Genomic DNA, 19,160 nt, shown 5'->3' with positions numbered 1-19,160 from the left:
CTGCCGGCGCGGTCGGGAATTGCGATGGGTCGGTGGTGCCCGGCGCTGCCGGGGGCGGCAGTTGGCTTCCGCTCACCGTGCCGGCGGGCGCGGGCTGCAGCGGGGCGGGCTGCTGGTCATCCATCGATGAAAAACGCGAGGTCGAACAGCCGCTCGCAACGAGCGCTGCCAGCGATACGGCCATCAGCCCGCTTCTCGAAAAAATCATTCAAACCTCCGTCGGATCCGGCTGGGGGGGAAGCCGTCCGCACAATCTCACCCCTCACCAAGATGGAGAAGGTGGCGAAATTTCAACCCGATATGGTTAAAATAGGGTTTGCACCACGAATTGTTGTAAATTTGTCGCAAAATGGCTGGCGGACAAAAGGCATGTCTTCTCTCTAGCGCGGTTCCAACCGGTACATTGGTTGCGAAAGCGGCACCGGAGCCCGCAGCAGGTCGGCGCATCGGCGGTCGAGCGCAACTGCCGGCGCAAAACTGACTGAAGCGCTTGAGGCGCAAGGCCTGGCGCGTGAGCGGTTTCGCGCCTTCCGTCCGGGCGAGCTTTGGGACGTTCCCGAGATCGAGCGCGGCTGAAGTCTGCATTTGGCCGTTTACGGCACTGCCGTTTTAGCCGATGTTCTATCGCAACAGGGGGAACAGATGAAATCAATCTTGGCAGTTTTGATCGCGCTGGTAATTTCGACGCCGGCCGCTTTCGCGGGCGAAATCTCCGATCGCGCCGCTGAAGCCGAAAAGGCACTGCAGGCGGGTGATGGCGCCGGCGCGCTGGACAAATTCCGCAGCGCCGAGGACGCTCTGTGGCAAGCGATGCCGCTTGGCGTGCAAAATGTGAAGCATATCCTGTCGGCCAGCGGGTTCGGCGCCTACGCCGAGCGCCCGAACCATGTCTACAAGCCGGGCGAAGAGATTGTGCTTTATATGGAGCCGGTCGGTTACGGCTACGGCTCGGATGGGCTCGGCAACAACCAGATCGCGCTTTACGTTGACCTTACCGTGCTTTCCCAGTCGGGCGAGAAGCTGGGAACCGTCGAAAAGCTTGGCCGGGTCCAGCTCGCCTCGCGCTCGCATAACCGAGAGATGTTCTTCAAATTAAACGTCTCCCTGGATGGCGTTCCCCCCGGCAAATACCGCGCGGATTTCCTCATGCATGACGAGAACTCGCAAAAGACGGCGCCTTTCACGACCGACTTCGAGATTGCCGAATAGCGCGCCCAGGCGGAAAGAGCCTCGCGGCAAGGGAACCAGAGCGCGGCAGATGCGTTCTTAAGCCGGCTGCAGGCCAGTCAATTTGCGAGGCATTGTCCATGATCAAATGGATCATCATTCTTCTGATCGTTGCTGCCGCCGCCAGCCTGCTCGGCATGCCGGCGCTGGCCGGTGCCGCCGCCACCGGCGCGCGCCTGCTGATCGGCATCGTTCTCGTCATCTTCCTGCTGATCGTACTCGGCGTTTTCGCGGTAACCTAGACGCAGCCCACACTGGTAATTCCCGCCCGTTTCCGCCATATAGCGGCGAAACGTACAGGAATTACCTCAGATCATGGCAGGCACTGCCCCCTTCGCCAAGATGAACGGCATCGGCAACGAAATCATCGTCGCCGACATGCGTGGCCGTGCCGATAGGGTCACGGCGGCGTCGGCTGTCGCGCTGAACGCCGATGCGGCGACCAGGTTCGACCAGATCATGGCGATCCACGATTCGCGCACGCCGGGCACCGCCTTTTACATCGACATCTTGAATTCCGACGGCTCGGGCGCGCAGGCCTGCGGCAACGGCATGCGCTGTGTCGTCCAGGCGCTGGCCGCCGAAACCGGCCAGAAGACTTTCACCTTCGAGACCCGCGCCGGCATCCTCAACGCCGTCGAACATGCCGACGGGACCATCTCGGTCGACATGGGCACTCCGCGCTTTGGCTGGCAGGACATTCCGCTGGCCGAGGAATTCCGCGACACCCGCATGATCGAGTTGCAGATCGGCCCCATCGACGCGCCGGTGCTCCATTCGCCTTCGGCTCTCTCGATGGGCAACCCGCACGCCATCTTCTGGGTCGAAAACGATGTCTGGTCCTACGAACTCGAGCGTTTCGGCCCGCTGCTCGAAAACCATCCGATCTTCCCCGAGCGCGCCAACATCACCATCGCCCAGGTAACGTCGCCGGAGACGATGATCATCCGCACCTGGGAGCGCGGCGCCGGCCTGACCAAGGCTTGCGGCTCGGCCGCTTGCGCTTCCGTCGTCGCCGCTGCCCGCACCCGGCGCACCGGCCGCAGCGTTACGCTGATGACGCCCGGCGGCGGCTCGCTGCATGTGGAATGGCGCGACGACGACCACGTCATCCTGACCGGTGCCGCTGAATGGGAGTTTTCCGGCAATTTCGATCCGTCGACCGGCACCTGGGCCCGCGACACCGAAAGCGCTGCCTGATGTCTGCACTTGCCGATACCAAAGGCCCCAACTCCCAAGGCATAGACGTCGTCACCTTCGGCTGCCGTCTCAACACCTATGAATCCGAGGTGATGCGCCGCGAGGCCGAAAGCGCAGGTCTCGGCGCGCTCAAAGGCGGCGCGATCATCTTCAACACCTGCGCCGTCACTTCGGAAGCGGTGCGCCAGGCCAGGCAGTCGATCAGAAAGGCCCGCCGCGAAAATCCGGCGGCGCGCATCATCGTCACCGGCTGCGCCGCGCAAACCGAACCGCAGAATTTTGCCGCCATGGACGAGGTCGACCTCGTGCTTGGCAATGAGGAGAAGCTGAAGGCCAACTCCTACCGCGCGCTGCCGGATTTCGGCGTCAACGACAGCGAGAAGGCGCGCGTCAACGACATTTTCTCGGTGCGCGAGACCGCCGGCCACATGGTCGACGCCATTGAGGGCCGGGCACGTGCTTTCGTCCAGGTGCAGAACGGCTGCGACCATCGCTGCACCTTCTGCATCATCCCCTATGGCCGCGGCAATTCACGCTCGGTTCCGATGGGCGCCGTGGTCGAGCAGGTCAAGCGTCTGGCCGGCAACGGCTATGCCGAGATCGTGCTGACCGGCGTCGACATGACCTCTTTCGGCGCCGACCTGCCGGGCGCGCCGAAGCTGGGAAAGCTGGTGAAGACCATCCTGAAGCAGGTGCCTGATGTGAAGCGGCTGCGGCTGTCCTCCATCGATTCGATCGAAGCCGACGATGATCTGCTCGACGCCATCGCCACCGAACCCAGGCTGATGCCGCATCTGCATCTGTCGCTGCAATCGGGTGACGACATGATCCTGAAGCGCATGAAGCGCAGGCATTTGCGCGACCAGTCGATCCGCTTCTGCGAGGATGTGCGCAAGCTGCGCCCCGAAATCGTCTTCGGCGCCGACATCATCGCCGGCTTCCCGACCGAGACCGAAGAAATGTTTCAGAATTCGATAAAGATCGTCGAGGAATGTGGGCTGACGCACCTGCATGTCTTCCCGTTTTCGCCGCGCGAAGGCACGCCCGCCGCGCGCATGCCGCAGGTCCGCCGCGAATTGGTCAAGCAGCGCGCGGCCCAGCTGCGCGCCGCTGGTGAGGCTGCGTATCGCCGCCATCTGTCGTCGCTTCCCGGAACGCGCCAAACGATCCTTATCGAGCGCGACGGCGTCGGCCGCACCGAAGGGTTCACGCTTGCCGGGCTCGGCACAGGCGCGCCGGGCGAGATCGTCGAGGCAGACATCACCGGCCATGACGGCGTGCGCCTGATAGCGGCCCCGCTCACTGCCCGCGCCGCCTGAGACGATTGAAGCATGGCCGGTTTTTTCAAGAACATATTTTCGTTCGGCAAGAAGGAAGTCGTCGAGGAGCGCATCGACGAAACCGCTCCCCTGCCGCCGATCAAATGGGATGCGCTTGAGGCGCTGAAGCCGGCGGCCGAGCAGGTCGTTCCGGAGTTCTTGAAGCGCGAGGAGCCCGAGCCGCCGACGCCCCACCCTCCCCTCGATGGGGAGGGTCGCCACGAAGTGGCGGGGAGGGGTGAGAGCGCCGACGCCGACGCCACTCACCCCCACCCCCAAGCTTCGCTTGGGGCCTCCCCCATCGAGGGGGAGGTAAAGCCTGCGCCGCAGTCGGCGCCAGAAGAACCGAAGCCCGAACCCACGCCGACCATCCCGCCCGCGCCGGAACCGGTCGTCCCATCCGAGCCGGAACCGTTGCCGGAGCCCGCGCCGGTAGAAGAACCGCAGCCTGAGCCGGAGATACCCGAGCCGCCTGCACCGGAAGAAGTTCCTGCGCCGCCAGCCGTTCCGGAGCCGGCTCCCGAGCCGCAGCCCCAAGAAGTGCCGCCGGCGCCGGCCGAGCCGGAGATCGAACCATCGCGTCCGGAACCGCAGCTGGAGCCCGCTCCCGTCGAAGTGCCGACGCCTGCCGAGACTCCCGCAGAACCGGCCGCCCCGATCGAAGTGCCGCAACCGTCCGCGCCTCCCGCACAGCCTACCTCAGAGGTCAGCGCCGCCCCTCATCCGCCTGCCGGCACCTTCTCCCCGTATAGCCACGGGGAGAAGGACGAGGCGACCCACCCTCCCCTCGATGGGGAGGGTCGACGCGAAGCGGCGCGGTGGGGTGACAGCGCTGACGCCAGCGCAAATCACCCCCACCCCCAAGCTTCGCTTGGGACCTCCCCCATCGAGGGGGAGGTAAAGCGCACTCCGGTCGAAGCCACACCCGCGCCGGTCGAAGTCCGGGCTGCCACGGCAGGGGTTGCGCCCATGCCTGAACCGGGTTTTCCGCCGACACCACAGCCGACACCGTCAGTCGGCAAAGTCACCGTCACCAAAAAGGTCGAGCAGAAAGCCGAGCCGCAAAAGGCGCCCGAACCGGCGCCGCGACGCTCCTGGTTCCAGCGCATGCGCGACGGGCTTGCCCGCTCCTCGAAAGAACTCACCGGCAACATTGCCGGCGTCTTCACCAAGCGAAAGCTCGATGAAGAGACGCTACAGGACCTCGAAGACGTGCTGATCCGCGCCGATCTCGGCATGGAAACAGCCTTGCGCGTCACCGATGCGCTCGCCGCCAGCCGCTATGGCAAGGATGTCTCCGACGCGGATGTCCGCACCATCATGGCGGCCGAGGTGGAGAAGGTGCTGGCCCATGTCGCCATGCCGCTGGAGCTCGACCTCTCGCACAAGCCCCATGTCATTCTGGTGGTCGGCGTCAACGGCACCGGCAAGACCACGACCATCGGCAAGCTCGCCGCCAAACTGACCGATGGTGGCCTGTCGGTGATGCTGGCCGCCGGCGACACGTTTCGCGCTGCAGCCATCGAGCAGCTGAAGATCTGGGGCGAGAGGACGAAGTCGCCGGTCATCGCCTCGAAGATAGGCGCGGATGCCGCCGGCCTCGCCTACGACGCTTTCGAACGCGCCAAGGAGGCCGGCTCCGACGTGCTGATCATCGACACCGCCGGCCGGCTGCAAAACAAGACCGAACTGATGGCGGAGCTGGAAAAGATCGTGCGCGTGCTGGGCAAGCTCGATCCGGAAGCGCCGCATACCGTGCTGCAGACGGTCGACGCCACCACCGGCCAGAATGCGCTCAATCAGGTCGAGATCTTCCGCAATGTCGCCGGCGTCAACGGCCTGGTGATGACCAAGCTGGACGGCACGGCGCGCGGCGGTATTCTGGTCGCGATCGCGGCAAAGCACAAACTGCCGGTCTACTTCATCGGCGTCGGCGAACAGGTCGACGATCTCGAACCATTCTCGGCCAGCGAATTCGCCAGGGCGATCGCGGGCGTAGCGTAAAAAGCACGATCCCGAAGAGCTGCAGGCTTTTTTGGACAAGATCATGCGTCAGAAGGAAGTCATGAACCCTCCCATCCTCGAACGCGACCCGTCCGACCCGCGAAAGAAGAAAGAAAGCGTCAATCCGCTGCTCAAGCTGGTGCTGGAACTCGGGCCGCTGATGGTGTTCTTCTTCGCCAATGCACGCGGCGCCTGGCTGGTGCAGAAATTTCCTGTCCTGGCCGAATTCGGCGGGCCGATCTTCGTCGCCACCGGCCTGTTCATGGCGGCGACGGCGATCGCGCTGATCGCCTCCTGGCTGCTGCTGCGCACCTTGCCGATCATGCCGATGGTCTCGGGCGTCGTCGTCTTCATCTTCGGCGCGCTGACGCTCTATCTGCAGGACGACGTGTTCATCAAGATGAAGCCGACCATCGTCAACACCCTGTTCGGCGGCGTGCTGCTCGGCGGTCTGTATTTCGGCCGATCGCTGCTCGGCTATGTCTTCGATTCGGCCTTTCGCCTCGATGCCGAAGGCTGGCGCAAGCTGACTTTCCGCTGGGGCCTGTTCTTCCTGTTCCTGGCTCTTGCCAATGAAGTGGTGTGGCGGAATTTTTCCACCGACTTCTGGGTTACCTTCAAGGTCTGGGGCATCATGCCGATCACCCTGTTGTTCACCTTCAGCCAGATGCCGCTGATCCTGCACCATTCGATCGAGGATAAGACCGAGAAGGTGGAAGAAGCCGGCAAGTAGAGCAATTCCAGGAAAAGTGTGAAGCGGTTTTCCGTCCGGAATTGCGTCCGAATAAACGGAGACGGCCATGGAATTCGTTACCACGCGCGATGAACTGAGGGCGATCTACAAAACGCCGCGGCCGACCGACGCATCGATGCGCAAGGAGCTCAAGGCGCTTGACGGCCACTGCCGCTCCTTCATCGGCAAGAGCCCTTTCGTGCTGATCGGTTCTTCCGACGGCGCCGGCAATGCCGACGTGACGCCGAAAGGCGACAGACCGGGCTTTGCCCTTGTCCTCGACGACAGGACCATCGCCATTCCCGACCGGCCCGGCAACAACCGGCTGGACACGCTGGAAAACATCCTGCTCAACCCTTCGGTCGGGCTGCTTTTTCTCATCCCCGGCATGAACGAGACGCTGCGCATCAATGGCGACGCCCGCATAACCGTCGATGCCGGTTTGCGCGAGCGCCTCACCGTCGACGGCAAGCAACCGCAAAGCGTCGTCGTGGTGAGCGTCAAGGCCGCTTACATGCACTGCGCCAAGGCCTTCATGCGCTCCGAATTGTGGAAGCCGGACAGCTGGCACGACCGCGCGACGTTGCCGACGCTCGGTCAGATCCTGTCCGATCAGATGGCGCATGCCGAAACTGCCGACGATTTCGACCGCTCGCTGGACGAAGCCTACAGCAAGACCCTGTGGTAGATTTCGGGTACGATTCGCCATTGCGGTCCTTTGCCGGTTTTCGCTAGCCCTGTTTGCCCTTGATCGAACTCCTCGCCATCTCCGGCAGCCTGCGCGCCGCCTCGACCAATTCGGCGCTGCTGGCGGCGCTGTCCGCGAACGCGCCTTCGGATTGCCGCGTAACTGTCTATGACGGGCTCGGCCTGCTGCCGATCTTCAGCCCGGATGACGAAGGCGAGCGCACACCGGCTGAGGCCATGCGGCTGATCGAGGCCGTCACCAGCGCCGACGGCATCATCCTCTCCTGCCCCGAATATGCCCATGGCGTGCCCGGCGGCATGAAAAACGCGCTCGACTGGCTGGTCTCGCGCGACGCCGCAGTCGCCAAGCCCGCCATGCTGGCCCACGCCTCCGCGCGCTCGCTCTACGCCCGCGCCGCGCTGGCCGAGATCATGCGCACCATGTCGTTCGCGCTTTGTGAGAATGCGGTTCTGGAGATTGCCTTGCTCGGCAAGAAACCGCCGGAGATAGAAGCGATCCTAGGAGAGGACGAGAACCTGCGGGCCATGCGCGAAGCGGTGCAGGTTTTCGCGAGTTTTATACGCGCAAACGTTGCCTCGTCATCCTAGGGCGGAGCAAGGAGCGAAGCGACGCGGCGCAGACCCTAGGATGACGAACGAAAGGGTGCGGCGCACCCCAACGTGCCGCAGTGCTACCCCTTCCGCAACGTCTCGACATCGGTCACACCGACATACCAGTCGCGCGCGTTGACCTCTTCGAACACCACCCAGACGTCGTCATTGCTAAGCCCGGTGGCGTCCATGATGGCCGCCGTGACCTTTTTGGCAATGTCGGCCTTCTTGCCAGCGGGATCAGCGGCGATCACTTCCTTGACGATGCGGATGTTGACGAATGGCATGATGTCCTCCCTTGAATTGTGTCTGATACCGCCGCGCCGCGGCTCCGAAATCCGCTCCGGCGAACCGCTTGGCGGTGGTTCCGGCGGCCGCAGCGCAACAGGCGCCGCCGGCAGGCGCAGAAACGCCATCAAGGCCGCCAGAGAAGCGTTTGCAGCAGCCTCAATACGTCTTCGCCCCGTTCACCATCAGCCGCACCATGTAGAGCGACGTGGTGCCGGCGATGTAGAGGCAGTTCAGCTTGTTGCCGCCGAACACGCAATTGGCGGTCACTTCCGGCACCTTGACCTTGCCGATCAGCGTGCCGTCGGGATCGTAGCAATGGATGCCGTCGGCGGCACTGGTCCAGATGCGGCCGGCCTCGTCGAGCCGGAAGCCGTCGAACAGGCCGGCCGTGCAGTCAGCGAACACCTTCCCGCCCGAGACCTTCTTGCCGTGCTTGCCGACGTTGAAGACCCGCATATGCGCGGGGTTCTGCGCGCCATGGGTGCGGCCGGTGTCGACGACATAGAGCTGGCTTTCATCCAGTGAAAAGGCAAGCCCGTTCGGCCGGACCATGTCGGTGATGACGGCCTCGACCTCGCCCGTATCCGGATCGACCCGGTAGACATTGCAAGCGCCGATCTCGCTTTCGGCCTTGTCGCCCTCATAGTCGGTGTCGATGCCGTAGCTCGGATCGGTGAACCAGATCGAGCCGTCGGATTTCACGACCGCGTCATTGGGCGAATTCAGCCGCTTGCCTTTCCATTCGGCCGCGATGGTGGTGACGGAACCGTCATGCTCGGTGCGGCTGACGCGGCGGCCGGAATGCTCGCACGTCACCAGTCGGCCCTGGCGGTCGACGGTGTTGCCGTTGGAATTGCCGGAGGGCTGACGGAAGACGCTGACATTGCCGTCGGTCTCGTCATAGCGCAGCATGCGGTTGTTGGGGATGTCGGACCAGACGACATAGCGGCCGGCGGCGAACCAGGCCGGCCCTTCCGCCCACTGACATCCGGTAAACAGCTTTTCCACCTGGGCGTTGCCGTTGAACAGCCGCGCGAAACGCGGATCCAGAATTTCGTAATAGTCTGCGGTCGCCATGCATTTCCTCCGGGCATCACGTGACGCGCGGATCAAGCCAGCCTGCGGGCGCGATGGCAAGGTGGCGCAGGCGCAATTGTAAGACAAAAGGTGCCCGGCCGGCATGGCCCGCCAGCCTGTCCGGCCGTTTATGGTGCTGGAGCGCTGTATTAACCCGCTATGCGCCCTGTGCAATGGTGCATTGCAACATCTTCTTTTTGCATCGCACCATTCCTATGTCATGGTGCGAACGACCAAGGGAGGAACAAATTCACCGCTGATATGCGGCACGAAAGGACCCTTGCTATGGCTTTTGACAACCTCTTCTCCCGCGCGCGCACCTCGATGGCCAAGCGCCGCCACTATAACCGCCTCGTCGCGGAAATCGAAAACCTGACGAGCCGCGATCTGGCCGACCTGCGCGCCGACCGCTCGGAAATGCTCTACCAGGTCCACAGGCAGATCTACGGCTGAGCATTTCAGACCTCAGCGGGGCACCGCCCCCTCACCCGGATTGCCAAACCGAATTGCATGAGCAATTCGGGCAATCCGACCTCTCCCCCCGGGGAGAGGAGCTAGCCTGTGCCGATGCTTCCCTCTTCTCCCCCACGGGGAGGAGGGGGCGCGTAGCGGCCCGATGAGGGGGCATGGCGCCAACGTCAGCTCGGTGCCGCGAGCGCCTTTTCAATCTGCGGCAACAGAACATCCCTCGCCGACTCCCCTGTCAGCGGCCCGACATGCTTGTAGGCAATCTTGCCGTCCTTGCCGATGACGAAGGTTTCCGGCACGCCGTAGACGCCCCAGTCGATGGCCGTGCGGCCGGCCTCGTCGACACCTATCGCCTGGAACGGATTGCCGAGATCACCAAGGAACCGGCGCGCGTTTTGCGCTTGGTCCTTGTAGTTTAGCGCGGCCATGACGAAGCGCTTGTCCTGCGACAGCTGCAAGAGCACCGGATGCTCTTCCCGGCACGGCGCGCACCACGATGCAAAGACGTTGACCAGCGTTACCTTGCCGGCGAAGGCTTTCGAATCCAGCCCGGGCAGGTTTGACCCTTCCAGCGCCGGCAGGTTGGTCTGCGGCGCCGGCAGGCCGATCAGCGCCGACGGCACTGCCGCCTCATCGCGTCCCGACAAAAGCTGCGACAGGAACAATCCGGCGAGGCCGAGAAAAACCAGCAGCGGCAACAGCACGATCAGGCGGCGGCGCGGCGACGCCGTCGTTTCGCTTTCCGTGCTCATGGCTTGCTGGCCCCAGTGCTGGCCCCAGTACCGGCTTTGTCCGAGCGACGCCGCACGCCGGCCGCTTCGAGGTCTGCCAGTTCGCGCTTGCGGGTCCGCTGGTCGAGCAGGATCCAGCCGATCAGCCCGGCCAGCACGATCACCGTGATGCCATAGGCGGCCGCGACATAGAGTGCGTGTGCACTCATGCGCTTCGCTCCCCTTCCACCGTCACTTCGTCGTGCTCGATCATGGCCTTCCCATGGCTTTGCGGCTTTCTTAGCTTTGCGGCTGGGGCTTCGCAATTGATCGTCGCGCCGCAGCGGTCATATCAATCCGTTCCATGCCGCAGCGCCAGTGCTGCCGCCACCGGACCCAGCACGGCAAGAAACAGCGTCAGCGCGGCAAGAATGAGGAAGGGCTGCAGGAACGGATCAGGGTCGGCCACCGCGCCGTAGCTCGCCGACACCCCGAAGATCAGCACCGGGATGGTCAGCGGCAGCACCAGCACCGAGATCAGCAGACCGCCACGCGGCAGCGCCACCGCCACCGCCGCCCCGACCGCGCCGATGAAAGTGATCGCCGGCGTGCCGACCAGCAGCGTGAGCGCGGTGGCGCCGATGCTGAGCGGCTCCATGTTCATGAACAGGCTCAGCAGAGGTGCCGCAACCACCAGCGGCNCCGATGCTGAGCGGCTCCATGTTCATGAACAGGCTCAGCAGAGGTGCCGCAACCACCAGCGGCAGAACGCTGCCCGCCCAATGCGCCAGGCACTTCACCAGCACCGTCAACGCCAGCATGTGGCGGTCATTGCCCAGCACCAGAAGATCGAGCGACCCGTCTTCGCGATCGGCCTGAAACAGCCGGTCGAGGCCGAGCAGGCAGGCGAGCAGAGCGCCGATCCAAAGGATCGCCGGACCGATGCGGGCGAGCAGCTTCAGGTCCGGTCCGACACCGAAGGGGATGGTGGCGATGACGGCGAGGAAGAAGATGACGCTGGTGAGCGCTCCGCCGCCGGCCCGGATGGAGAGGCGGATGTCGCGCAGGAAGAGGGCTAGCATTGCCAAGCCGCGCCTGCCGTTTGATCGCCATCTTGCCGAAGGTGGCGTTCCTTCACACCCCCCTCTGTCCTCCCGGACATCTCCCCCGCAAGGGGGGAGATTGGCAGCTCCGTTGCTGACGCCTCTTTTTCAATGCCGGTGATTGGCGAAAGCCGGCATGACATCTGATCTCCCCCCCTGCGGGGGAGATGCCCGGCAGGGCAGAGGGGGGTGGGCGGGAATGCCGACATCACCCTGTTGCTCCCATCCTCAATTCCTTCGCCCCATCCAATCCCAGCGGCAAGTGCGTCGCCGCGACAATAATCCCGCCCTCCGCGCAATGCCTCGTCATCAGCCCCGCAAACCGCGCCTCCGAAGCCTTGTCCAGCCCAGCCGTCGGCTCATCCAGCAGCCACAGCGGCTTATGACTGACCAGCAATTTCGCAATCGCCGCGCGCCGCCTTTGCCCGGTCGACAGATAGCCGAAAGGCAGATGGCCGATGCCGCCGAGACCAACCGTCTCCAGCGCCTCTCCGACACCCAACTGCCCATCGCCGTTGAAATCGCGCCAGAAGCGCAGATCCTCCGCCACGCTGAGCGCCGTCTTCATTGCATTGAGGTGGCCGAGATAGTGGACCGCCGAAGCGATCGTCGGAAACCTCTCGCCGCCCTCGATGCGCACATCGCCTTGCGCCTTCGGCAGCAGCCCGGCGATGACCCTGAGCAGCGTCGATTTGCCCGAGCCGTTCGGCCCGGTGACGACCAGCACCTGGCCCTTGTCGAGCGCAAAACCGATGCCGGAAAAGACCGTCTCGCCGCCGCGTTCGCCGCCCAGATTTTCGGCAATCAGCCGCATGCCTGCCCGTCCCGAAAACTTTACCGCGCGATAGCTGCCGCATCGCACAAATTTGCTCCGCAACTGTCTAGAACTATTCCAGAAAATTCTCTATATGCGGGACATCCGTGCCAGCGGTCGGCACGGGAACAGAATTTGCGCCGAACCAGCGCACGCGCCGCCTTGAACGGCTCGGGTTGGCTGGGAACGGACAGCGGAAATGGCCGTACCCGCACCTTTGCGCGTGATTGCATGCCCATCGGCGTCCGTTCCCTTTCAGGCTGAACAGACAAGGACGGACCGCACGTGTCAAAATCCCTCGACAGTTTCAATTGCCGCCGCACCCTCACCGTGGGTGGCGCGGACTATGTCTATTACAATCTGGTCGAGGCCGAGAGGAACGGCCTCACCGGCATTGCCCAGCTGCCTTATTCGATGAAGGTGCTGCTGGAAAACCTTTTGCGCAATGAAGACGGCCGCTCCGTCACCAAGGACTCTATCCAGGCTGTTGCCGGCTGGCTGACCGACAAGGGCACCGCCGGCGTCGAGATCGCCTATCGCCCCGCGCGTGTCCTGATGCAGGATTTCACCGGCGTCCCGGCGGTGGTCGACTTGGCCGCCATGCGCGACGGCCTCAAGGCGCTCGGCGGCGATCCGCAGAAGATCAATCCGCTGGTGCCGGTCGACCTCGTCATCGACCACTCCGTCATCGTCGACGAATTCGGCACGCCACTGGCCTTTGCCAGGAATGTCGAGCTCGAATATGAGCGCAACGAAGAGCGCTATAAATTCCTGAAATGGGGCCAGCAGGCGTTCCGCAATTTTCGCGTCGTGCCGCCCGGCACCGGCATCTGCCATCAGGTCAACCTCGAATATCTCGGTCAGGTCGTCTGGACCAACACGGAAGACGGCGGAACGACCGCCTATCCCGACACCTGCGTCGGCACCGATTCGCACACCACTATGATCAACGGCCTTGGCGTGCTCGGCTGGGGCGTCGGCGGTATCGAGGCCGAGGCGGCGATGCTCGGCCAGCCGGTTTCCATGCTGTTGCCCGAAGTCATCGGCTTCCGCCTTACCGGCAAGCTCAGGGAGGGCATCACCGCCACCGACCTCGTACTGACCGTCACCCAGATGCTGCGCAAGAAGGGCGTCGTCGGCAAGTTCGTCGAGTTCTTCGGCCCGGGCCTGTCCAACATGACGCTGGCCGACCGCGCCACCATCGGCAACATGGCGCCCGAATATGGCGCCACCTGCGGCTTCTTCCCGGTCGACGGCGAGACCATCCGCTACCTCACAATGTCGGGCCGCGAGGAAAGCCGCATCGCCCTGGTCGAGGCCTATTCCAAGGCGCAAGGCATGTGGCGTGACGCCGGCTCGGCCGACCCTGTCTTCACTGACCTGCTCGAACTCGAGCTCGACAGCGTCGTGCCGTCGATGGCAGGTCCCAAGCGCCCCGAAGGCCGCGTTCCGCTCGAAGGCATTCCGGCCGGCTTCGCAAAGGCGATGGAAACCGAGTACAAGAAGGCTGCCGAAATCCACAAGCGCTATGCCGTCGAAGGCACCGACCATGATCTCGGTCATGGCGATGTCGTCATTGCCGCCATCACGTCCTGCACCAACACCTCCAACCCGAGCGTGCTGATCGGCGCCGGCCTTTTGGCGCGCAACGCCAACCGGCTCGGCCTCAAGCAGAAGCCGTGGGTGAAGACCTCGCTGGCGCCGGGCAGCCAGGTGGTCGCCGAATATCTGGAAAAGTCCGGCCTGCAGAAGGAGCTCGACCAGATCGGCTTCAACCTGGTTGGTTTCGGCTGCACCACCTGCATCGGCAATTCCGGCCCGCTGCCGGCGCCGATCTCCAAGACCATCAACGATAAGGGCCTGATCGCCGCCGCAGTGCTCTCCGGCAACCGCAACTTCGAAGGCCGTGTTTCACCTGACGTGCAGGCGAACTATCTGGCGTCGCCGCCGCTGGTGGTAGCCCATGCTTTGGCCGGCACCGTCACCAAGGACCTGACCACCGAGCCACTCGGCGAAGGCCGCGACGGCAAGCCGGTCTATCTCAGGGATATCTGGCCGAGTTCGGCCGAGATCCAGGAGTTCATCGAGAAGAACGTCACACGTGAGCTATTCGCCCGCAAATATGCCGACGTCTTCAAGGGCGACGAATACTGGCAGAACGTCAAGGCGCCGGAAGGCCAGACCTATGCCTGGGACGACAACTCGACCTATGTGCAGAACCCGCCCTATTTCGCCGGCATGACCTCCGGTTTCGGCAAGATCGGCGACATCAAGGGCGCGCGCGTGCTCGGCCTGTTCGGCGACAAGATCACCACCGATCACATCTCACCGGCGGGTTCGATCAAGGCCGCTTCCCCGGCCGGCAAATACCTCACCGACCATGGCGTCGGCGTTGCCGACTTCAACCAGTACGGCACAAGGCGCGGCAACCATGAGGTGATGATGCGCGGCACCTTCGCCAACATCCGCATCCGCAACCACATGCTGGGCGAGAACGGCCGCGAGGGCGGCTACACCATCCACTACCCGTCGAAGGAAGAGGAATCGATCTACGACGCGGCGATGAGATACAAAAAGGAAGGCGTGCCGCTGGTCATCTTCGCCGGCGTCGAATACGGCAACGGCTCCTCGCGCGACTGGGCAGCTAAAGGAACGAATCTCCTCGGTGTCCGTGCCGTCATCGCCCAGTCCTTCGAGCGCATCCATCGCTCCAACCTGGTCGGCATGGGCGTCATCCCCTTCGTCTTCGAGGAAGGCACCTCATGGGCCTCGCTCAACCTCAAGGGTGACGAGCTGGTCGAGATCGACGGCATAAGCACCATCAAGCCACGCCAGACGATGATCGCCAAGGTGACCTATGGCGACGGCACCGTGAAGAACGTGCCGATCATCTGCCGCATCGATACGCTGGACGAACTCGACTACTTCAAGAATGGCGGCATTTTGCAATACGTGCTGCGCGATCTGGCCGCGTAGCGGCCAGGGCTTAGGCAGTAGGGATTGGGCGGTAGCGGGGAACGACATCCCCTACTCCCTACTCCCTACTCCCTACTCCCTACTCCCTACTCCCTACTCCCTACTCCCTACTCCCTACTCCCTACTCCCTACTCCCTACTCCCAGTCTTTCCAAAGCATTGCCCGACCCGATCGAAGCCCCGCGCTGTACGACAGGAGTAAAAACCGGCTGGGCTCAGCAAGATCTGCCCCACGCTCCTGATGCCATGCTCCCGATCGAACCGGGCGGTGAAGTGCTCCCCCTGTGATGCCATACCCATGGTTGCGGCAGCAAAAATTTCACCGCAACGTGACTTCCCGTTGACTGTCGCTTCTGCCACAAATCTGGGCAACCAGAACAAGGCCGGCGTCACCGGCGGGAATCGGAACGATCATGGCACCTCGACAACCTCTGCGGCTTGCGGCTTTTGCGCTGGCCTTCTCGGCGCTTGCCGGGACCGGGTTCGCCGAGGAATCGGGAACGACCCAGACCGACAAACCGCAGATTGACAGGCCCTTGGGCGTGGTCGAGCTGTTCACCAGCCAGGGCTGCAATTCCTGCCCGCCGGCGGACGCTTTCTTTGCCGAGCTGGCGGCCAAGGACAACGTCGTCGCGCTCGCCTACCACGTCAATTACTGGGACTATCTCGGCTGGCAGGACACGCTGAGCAGCAAGGACAATACCGACCGGCAATATGACTATATGCGCGCCTTCGGCACCCGCTCCGTCTACACGCCGCAAGCCGTCATCAATGGTCGCAGCCATGTCAACGGCGCCAGCCGCAAGGAGGTCGACGGCGCGCTTGCCCGCATGGAGAAATCCGGTGAAGGCATGCGGGTCAGCGTCAAGGTCAGCCGCACCAGCGATCGCGTCATGATCGATGCCGGCGACGCCGGTAGCGGCCCGAGCGACGCCCATGTCGTCATCGTCTATTTCGAACCACCGCAGACGGTGACCATCGCCAAGGGCGAGAACACCGGCCGCAGCATGACCTACTGGAACGCCGTCACCGGCATCCAGACCGCCGGCATGTGGCACGGCAAGGCGCAGCGCTACGAATTGCCGATGACCGAGATCGCCAAGAAAGGCGGCTGCGCCGTGCTGCTGCAATCGGTCGGCAAGGACGGCCTGCCGGGGCCTATTCTGGGCGCGGCGTTTATTCACAAGCCTTAAGAGGCTGGTCCATATCTTTTGATATCGGCGGGACAGCACCCCCCTCTGGCCTGCCGGCCATCTCCCCCGCAAGGAGGGAGATTGGCAGCTTCGCCACATCCGCCATCCTGTCCCACGTTTGAGATTGGCGAAAGCAAACGCGAAATCTGATCTCCACCCTTGCGGGGAGATGTCCGGCAGGACAGAGGGGGGTGTGAAGGATCACGACGACAAGTGTCTGGCGCCGCCCAACAAAAAAACCGACGTCAGCTTGCTTCTGACGTCGGTCATTTAGGCTTTGGGATCGTCGCACCCGGTCTCTCCCTGAGGAAAGTCCGAGGTTGGTTCGATCCGACGCAGACCCGTGGGCGGGGGGCTTGGGGTTTACGAGCCGGTGCCGGACCGAACCGTCTCAGGCAACGCCGGTAAATTCGTCGGACATTGGGGCATGAGCGCGGATAAAAAAAGGCGGAAATGTGGCGAGGCATCACCAATTCAAACACCGCGTTTTATAAAAGTGACTGGACGTTGCGAAAACAGCGCGGTCCCGGGATGGTTGGCCGGGCCTTGCAATTCCACGGCGAACACGCCAACTTCTGCAAGCGAGATTCATTTTCAAAGGGATCGCGGGATGACCGATCGCAGCGGTGGGACGGAGGATGGGGACGCATCCGCAATATTGATCCCGCTGCACGAGGCGCGACGCGAACGCCTCGACCAGCCGGTCCGTTTCGACCGGCGTGAACTCGACGAGATCCTGAGGCTGTACGGACGCATGGTCGCCGCCAACGAATGGCGCGACTATGCCATCGATCATCTGTCTGATCGGGCTGTGTTTTCAGTCTTCCGCCGGGCCAGCGAAGTGCCGCTGTTCCAGATCGTCAAGGATCCGAAACTGGCACGCCGGCAAGGCGCCTTCGCCGTCATCGCCGCCGACGGCCGAATCCTCAAGCGCGGCCAGGAACTCGGTCGCGTGCTCAACGTCTTCGATGCTAAACTGAAGATTGTCCAGGCCTAATTGAAAATTGGGGAATTGAAGAGCTGAAGAATTGAAAAAAGAGGATGTAACGGTCGAAATACCGCCGGGTTTGTTCTCAGCTATTCAGATCCTCAATTCTTCAGTTCTCTTCAGTTCTCCTCAATTCCCCTCCTCAGGCTCTCACGAAACTTCCGCTCCGGCAGCGAATGCGGATCGGGCGGAACCGTTACGCCGCCATTCAGCGACAGCTGCATGAACACCGTGTCAAGCCAGCGCCCATGCTTGTAGCCGGAGCCTTCCAGGCGACCGGAATGGCGAAAGCCGAGCTTTTCATGCAGCCGCACCGAGGCGCTGTCTGCATGGCCGTCGCCGATCACCGCGACGATCTGGCGAAAGCCCGCCATACGGCAGGCTTCAATCAGCGCCTGCATCAGCAGCAGCCCGACGCCCTGGCCCTTCGCATCAGGCGCGACATAGACGGAATCCTCTACGATGAAGCGGTAGGCCGGGCGCGGCCGGAACGCGCCGGCATAGGCGTAGCCGAGCAGCGCGCCATCTCGTTCCGCCACCAGATAGGGAAAGCCCCCCGCCGTCAGGCTGTCGAAGCGCCCACCCATCTCAGTGCGGCTGGGCGGCTCCAGCTCATAGCTCGCGGTGCCATGCGTCACGGCATCGCCGTAGATCTCGGTGATTCGGCCGAGGTCGCCTTCCAAGGCCGCGCGGATGGAAATAGTGCTCATGATTTATGCAGACGATTCATCTGCCTCCATGACAGCAAAGGCCGGCACAAAAGAAAAGGGCGGCCGTTGGCCGCCCTCTTGATATCAGCTGGTCCAGTTGCCTGATGGGAAGACCGCCTAGCGGCGATCGCCCATGAACTGCAGCAGGAACATGAACAGGTTGATGAAGTCGAGATATAGCCTCAACGCGCCCATGATCGCCTTGCGGCCGGCAACGTCGGCCTGATCGCCTTCGTAGTACATTTCCTTGATGGTCTGCGTGTCATAGGCGGTGAGCCCGGCGAAGATCAGCACGCCGATCGCCGAGATGGCGAAGCCGAGCGCCGACGATTGCAGGAAGATGTTGATCAGCATGGCGATCACCAGGCCGACCACGCCCATGACCAGGAACGAGCCGAACGCCGAAAGGTCGCGCTTGGTCGTGTAGCCGTAGAGCGACAGCGCGCCGAAGGCGGCCGCCGTGGCAAAGAAGGTCTGAGTGATCGAGGCGCCGGTGTAGACCAGGAAGATGGTCGACAGCGACAGGCCGACCAGGCCCGAATAGACCCAGAAGGTGGTTTGCGCCGCGGCCACGCTCATCGACTGGATCCTGAACGACAGGAAGAAGACGGCGGCGAGCGGAGCCAGGATGACCACCCAGCGGAAGGCGCTGGCATAGATCAGCGTGCCGAAAGCGGTCAGCTGTCCGTCGCCGGTGACGGCGAGCTGGAAAGCGCCCCAGGCGGCGACGCCGGTGATGAGGAGGCCAAGCCCCATCAAATTGTAGACCTTGAGCATGTAAGTGCGCAGGCCTTGGTCGATGTCGGCGCGCGCGCCCGGCACGGCCGAAGTCTGGTAGTTGCGAATGGGCTCAGCCATTGGAATCCTCTGTTGCTTCTGCCCCGTACGGTGTCAGGCCCTTTCGGACCTGGGCGCCGCTGGCGGGGCTCCAGCATGCCTGTGGCGAAATATGATGGTTCTTGACGTCAAGAACAAGACCGTAACGGGCTGCAACGCTTGGTGAATCTCCGGAAGCCGGTTTTCTTGGGCTTCCATGACTGCACATTACC

General features: G+C 63.2%; 19 protein-coding genes and 2 pseudogenes. 12 read left to right on the top strand and 9 right to left on the bottom strand.

Annotated elements, in window-relative coordinates; all coding sequences use genetic code 11:
* Positions 1–208, bottom strand: a pseudogene (locus X726_RS146675) (hypothetical protein); the annotation flags it as partial.
* 446 nt (positions 209–654) lie between these two features.
* On the opposite strand from X726_RS146675, the gene X726_RS146680 reads away from it, so the two are divergent.
* The 8 genes from X726_RS146680 to X726_RS146715 all read left to right on the top strand — a co-directional run bounded on the left by X726_RS146680 (position 655) and on the right by X726_RS146715 (position 7,779).
* A complete protein-coding gene (locus X726_RS146680) occupies positions 655–1,209 on the top strand; it encodes a hypothetical protein (protein ID WP_245272143.1) in 555 nt (184 codons plus the stop codon).
* 98 nt (positions 1,210–1,307) lie between these two features.
* Positions 1,308–1,469: a DUF1328 family protein gene (locus X726_RS1000000169430; RefSeq protein WP_023671746.1), complete on the top strand. Its 162-nt coding sequence runs from the start codon at positions 1,308–1,310 to the stop codon at positions 1,467–1,469.
* Positions 1,470–1,542: 73 nt separating this feature from the next.
* A complete protein-coding gene (dapF, locus tag X726_RS146690) occupies positions 1,543–2,427 on the top strand; it encodes a diaminopimelate epimerase (protein WP_023671745.1) in 885 nt (294 codons plus the stop codon).
* Complete coding sequence (gene mtaB, locus X726_RS146695; protein ID WP_023671744.1) at positions 2,427–3,746, top strand: tRNA (N(6)-L-threonylcarbamoyladenosine(37)-C(2))-methylthiotransferase MtaB; 1,320 nt, start codon at positions 2,427–2,429, stop codon at positions 3,744–3,746. Before dapF ends, mtaB begins: the two co-directional genes overlap by 1 nt.
* Positions 3,747–3,758: 12 nt before the next feature.
* The gene (ftsY, locus tag X726_RS146700) at positions 3,759–5,750 is read left to right on the top strand and encodes a signal recognition particle-docking protein FtsY (RefSeq protein ID WP_023671743.1); all 1,992 of its coding nucleotides are present in this window, start codon (positions 3,759–3,761) and stop codon (positions 5,748–5,750) included.
* A gap of 61 nt (positions 5,751–5,811) precedes the next feature.
* Positions 5,812–6,483 carry a septation protein A gene (locus X726_RS146705; RefSeq protein WP_023715760.1) on the top strand — a complete coding sequence of 224 codons (672 nt, stop codon included), beginning with the start codon at positions 5,812–5,814 and terminating at the stop codon, positions 6,481–6,483.
* Positions 6,484–6,550: 67 nt separating this feature from the next.
* Positions 6,551–7,171, top strand: coding sequence for a pyridoxamine 5'-phosphate oxidase family protein (locus X726_RS146710; RefSeq protein ID WP_023671741.1), 621 nt, complete (start codon positions 6,551–6,553; stop codon positions 7,169–7,171).
* 59 nt (positions 7,172–7,230) lie between these two features.
* The gene (locus X726_RS146715) at positions 7,231–7,779 is read left to right on the top strand and encodes an NADPH-dependent FMN reductase (protein WP_023671740.1); all 549 of its coding nucleotides are present in this window, start codon (positions 7,231–7,233) and stop codon (positions 7,777–7,779) included.
* An 83-nt stretch (positions 7,780–7,862) separates the two neighbouring features.
* Here X726_RS146715 and X726_RS1000000172435 read toward each other — a convergent pair whose 3' ends face one another.
* Both X726_RS1000000172435 and X726_RS146720 read right to left on the bottom strand, forming a co-directional pair.
* On the bottom strand, positions 7,863–8,069 hold the full coding sequence (locus tag X726_RS1000000172435; protein ID WP_023683852.1) for a 4-oxalocrotonate tautomerase family protein: 207 nt from the start codon (positions 8,067–8,069) through the stop codon (positions 7,863–7,865).
* Positions 8,070–8,229: 160 nt separating this feature from the next.
* Entirely contained in the window at positions 8,230–9,150 is a 921-nt protein-coding gene (locus tag X726_RS146720) for an SMP-30/gluconolactonase/LRE family protein (RefSeq protein WP_023671738.1), read from the bottom strand.
* A 285-nt stretch (positions 9,151–9,435) separates the two neighbouring features.
* On the opposite strand from X726_RS146720, the gene X726_RS1000000171225 reads away from it, so the two are divergent.
* Complete coding sequence (locus X726_RS1000000171225) at positions 9,436–9,603, top strand: hypothetical protein (RefSeq protein ID WP_023671737.1); 168 nt, start codon at positions 9,436–9,438, stop codon at positions 9,601–9,603.
* Positions 9,604–9,788: 185 nt separating this feature from the next.
* Here the strand turns inward: X726_RS1000000171225 and X726_RS146725 are convergent, their stop codons facing one another.
* The 4 genes and pseudogenes from X726_RS146725 to ccmA all read right to left on the bottom strand — a co-directional run bounded on the left by X726_RS146725 (position 9,789) and on the right by ccmA (position 12,245).
* Complete coding sequence (locus X726_RS146725) at positions 9,789–10,370, bottom strand: DsbE family thiol:disulfide interchange protein (RefSeq protein ID WP_023671736.1); 582 nt, start codon at positions 10,368–10,370, stop codon at positions 9,789–9,791.
* Positions 10,367–10,558, bottom strand: coding sequence for a heme exporter protein CcmD (gene ccmD / locus X726_RS146730; RefSeq protein ID WP_023671735.1), 192 nt, complete (start codon positions 10,556–10,558; stop codon positions 10,367–10,369). Before ccmD ends, X726_RS146725 begins: the two co-directional genes overlap by 4 nt.
* A gap of 122 nt (positions 10,559–10,680) precedes the next feature.
* A pseudogene (locus X726_RS01000000167255) lies at positions 10,681–11,410 on the bottom strand (heme exporter protein CcmB).
* A 229-nt stretch (positions 11,411–11,639) separates the two neighbouring features.
* Positions 11,640–12,245: a heme ABC exporter ATP-binding protein CcmA gene (ccmA, locus tag X726_RS146735; RefSeq protein WP_023671732.1), complete on the bottom strand. Its 606-nt coding sequence runs from the start codon at positions 12,243–12,245 to the stop codon at positions 11,640–11,642.
* 285 nt (positions 12,246–12,530) lie between these two features.
* On the opposite strand from ccmA, the gene acnA reads away from it, so the two are divergent.
* The 3 genes from acnA (at position 12,531) to X726_RS146750 (ending at position 17,410) form a co-directional block, all read left to right on the top strand.
* Positions 12,531–15,221: an aconitate hydratase AcnA gene (gene acnA / locus X726_RS146740; protein ID WP_023745430.1), complete on the top strand. Its 2,691-nt coding sequence runs from the start codon at positions 12,531–12,533 to the stop codon at positions 15,219–15,221.
* 412 nt (positions 15,222–15,633) lie between these two features.
* The gene (locus X726_RS146745) at positions 15,634–16,413 is read left to right on the top strand and encodes a thioredoxin family protein (protein WP_023671730.1); all 780 of its coding nucleotides are present in this window, start codon (positions 15,634–15,636) and stop codon (positions 16,411–16,413) included.
* Between the two features lie 610 nt (positions 16,414–17,023).
* Entirely contained in the window at positions 17,024–17,410 is a 387-nt protein-coding gene (locus X726_RS146750) for a DUF2794 domain-containing protein (protein WP_023671728.1), read from the top strand.
* A gap of 110 nt (positions 17,411–17,520) precedes the next feature.
* Here the strand turns inward: X726_RS146750 and X726_RS146755 are convergent, their stop codons facing one another.
* Complete coding sequence (locus tag X726_RS146755) at positions 17,521–18,111, bottom strand: GNAT family N-acetyltransferase (protein ID WP_023671727.1); 591 nt, start codon at positions 18,109–18,111, stop codon at positions 17,521–17,523.
* A 117-nt stretch (positions 18,112–18,228) separates the two neighbouring features.
* Complete coding sequence (locus tag X726_RS146760) at positions 18,229–18,969, bottom strand: Bax inhibitor-1/YccA family protein (protein ID WP_023671726.1); 741 nt, start codon at positions 18,967–18,969, stop codon at positions 18,229–18,231.
* Positions 18,970–19,160 lie beyond the last annotated feature (191 nt).

The sequence above is a fragment of the Mesorhizobium sp. LSJC285A00 genome (assembly GCF_000503155.1).
Lineage (GTDB): Bacteria > Pseudomonadota > Alphaproteobacteria > Rhizobiales > Rhizobiaceae > Mesorhizobium.
This window is presented reverse-complemented; position numbering and strand designations above follow the sequence as displayed.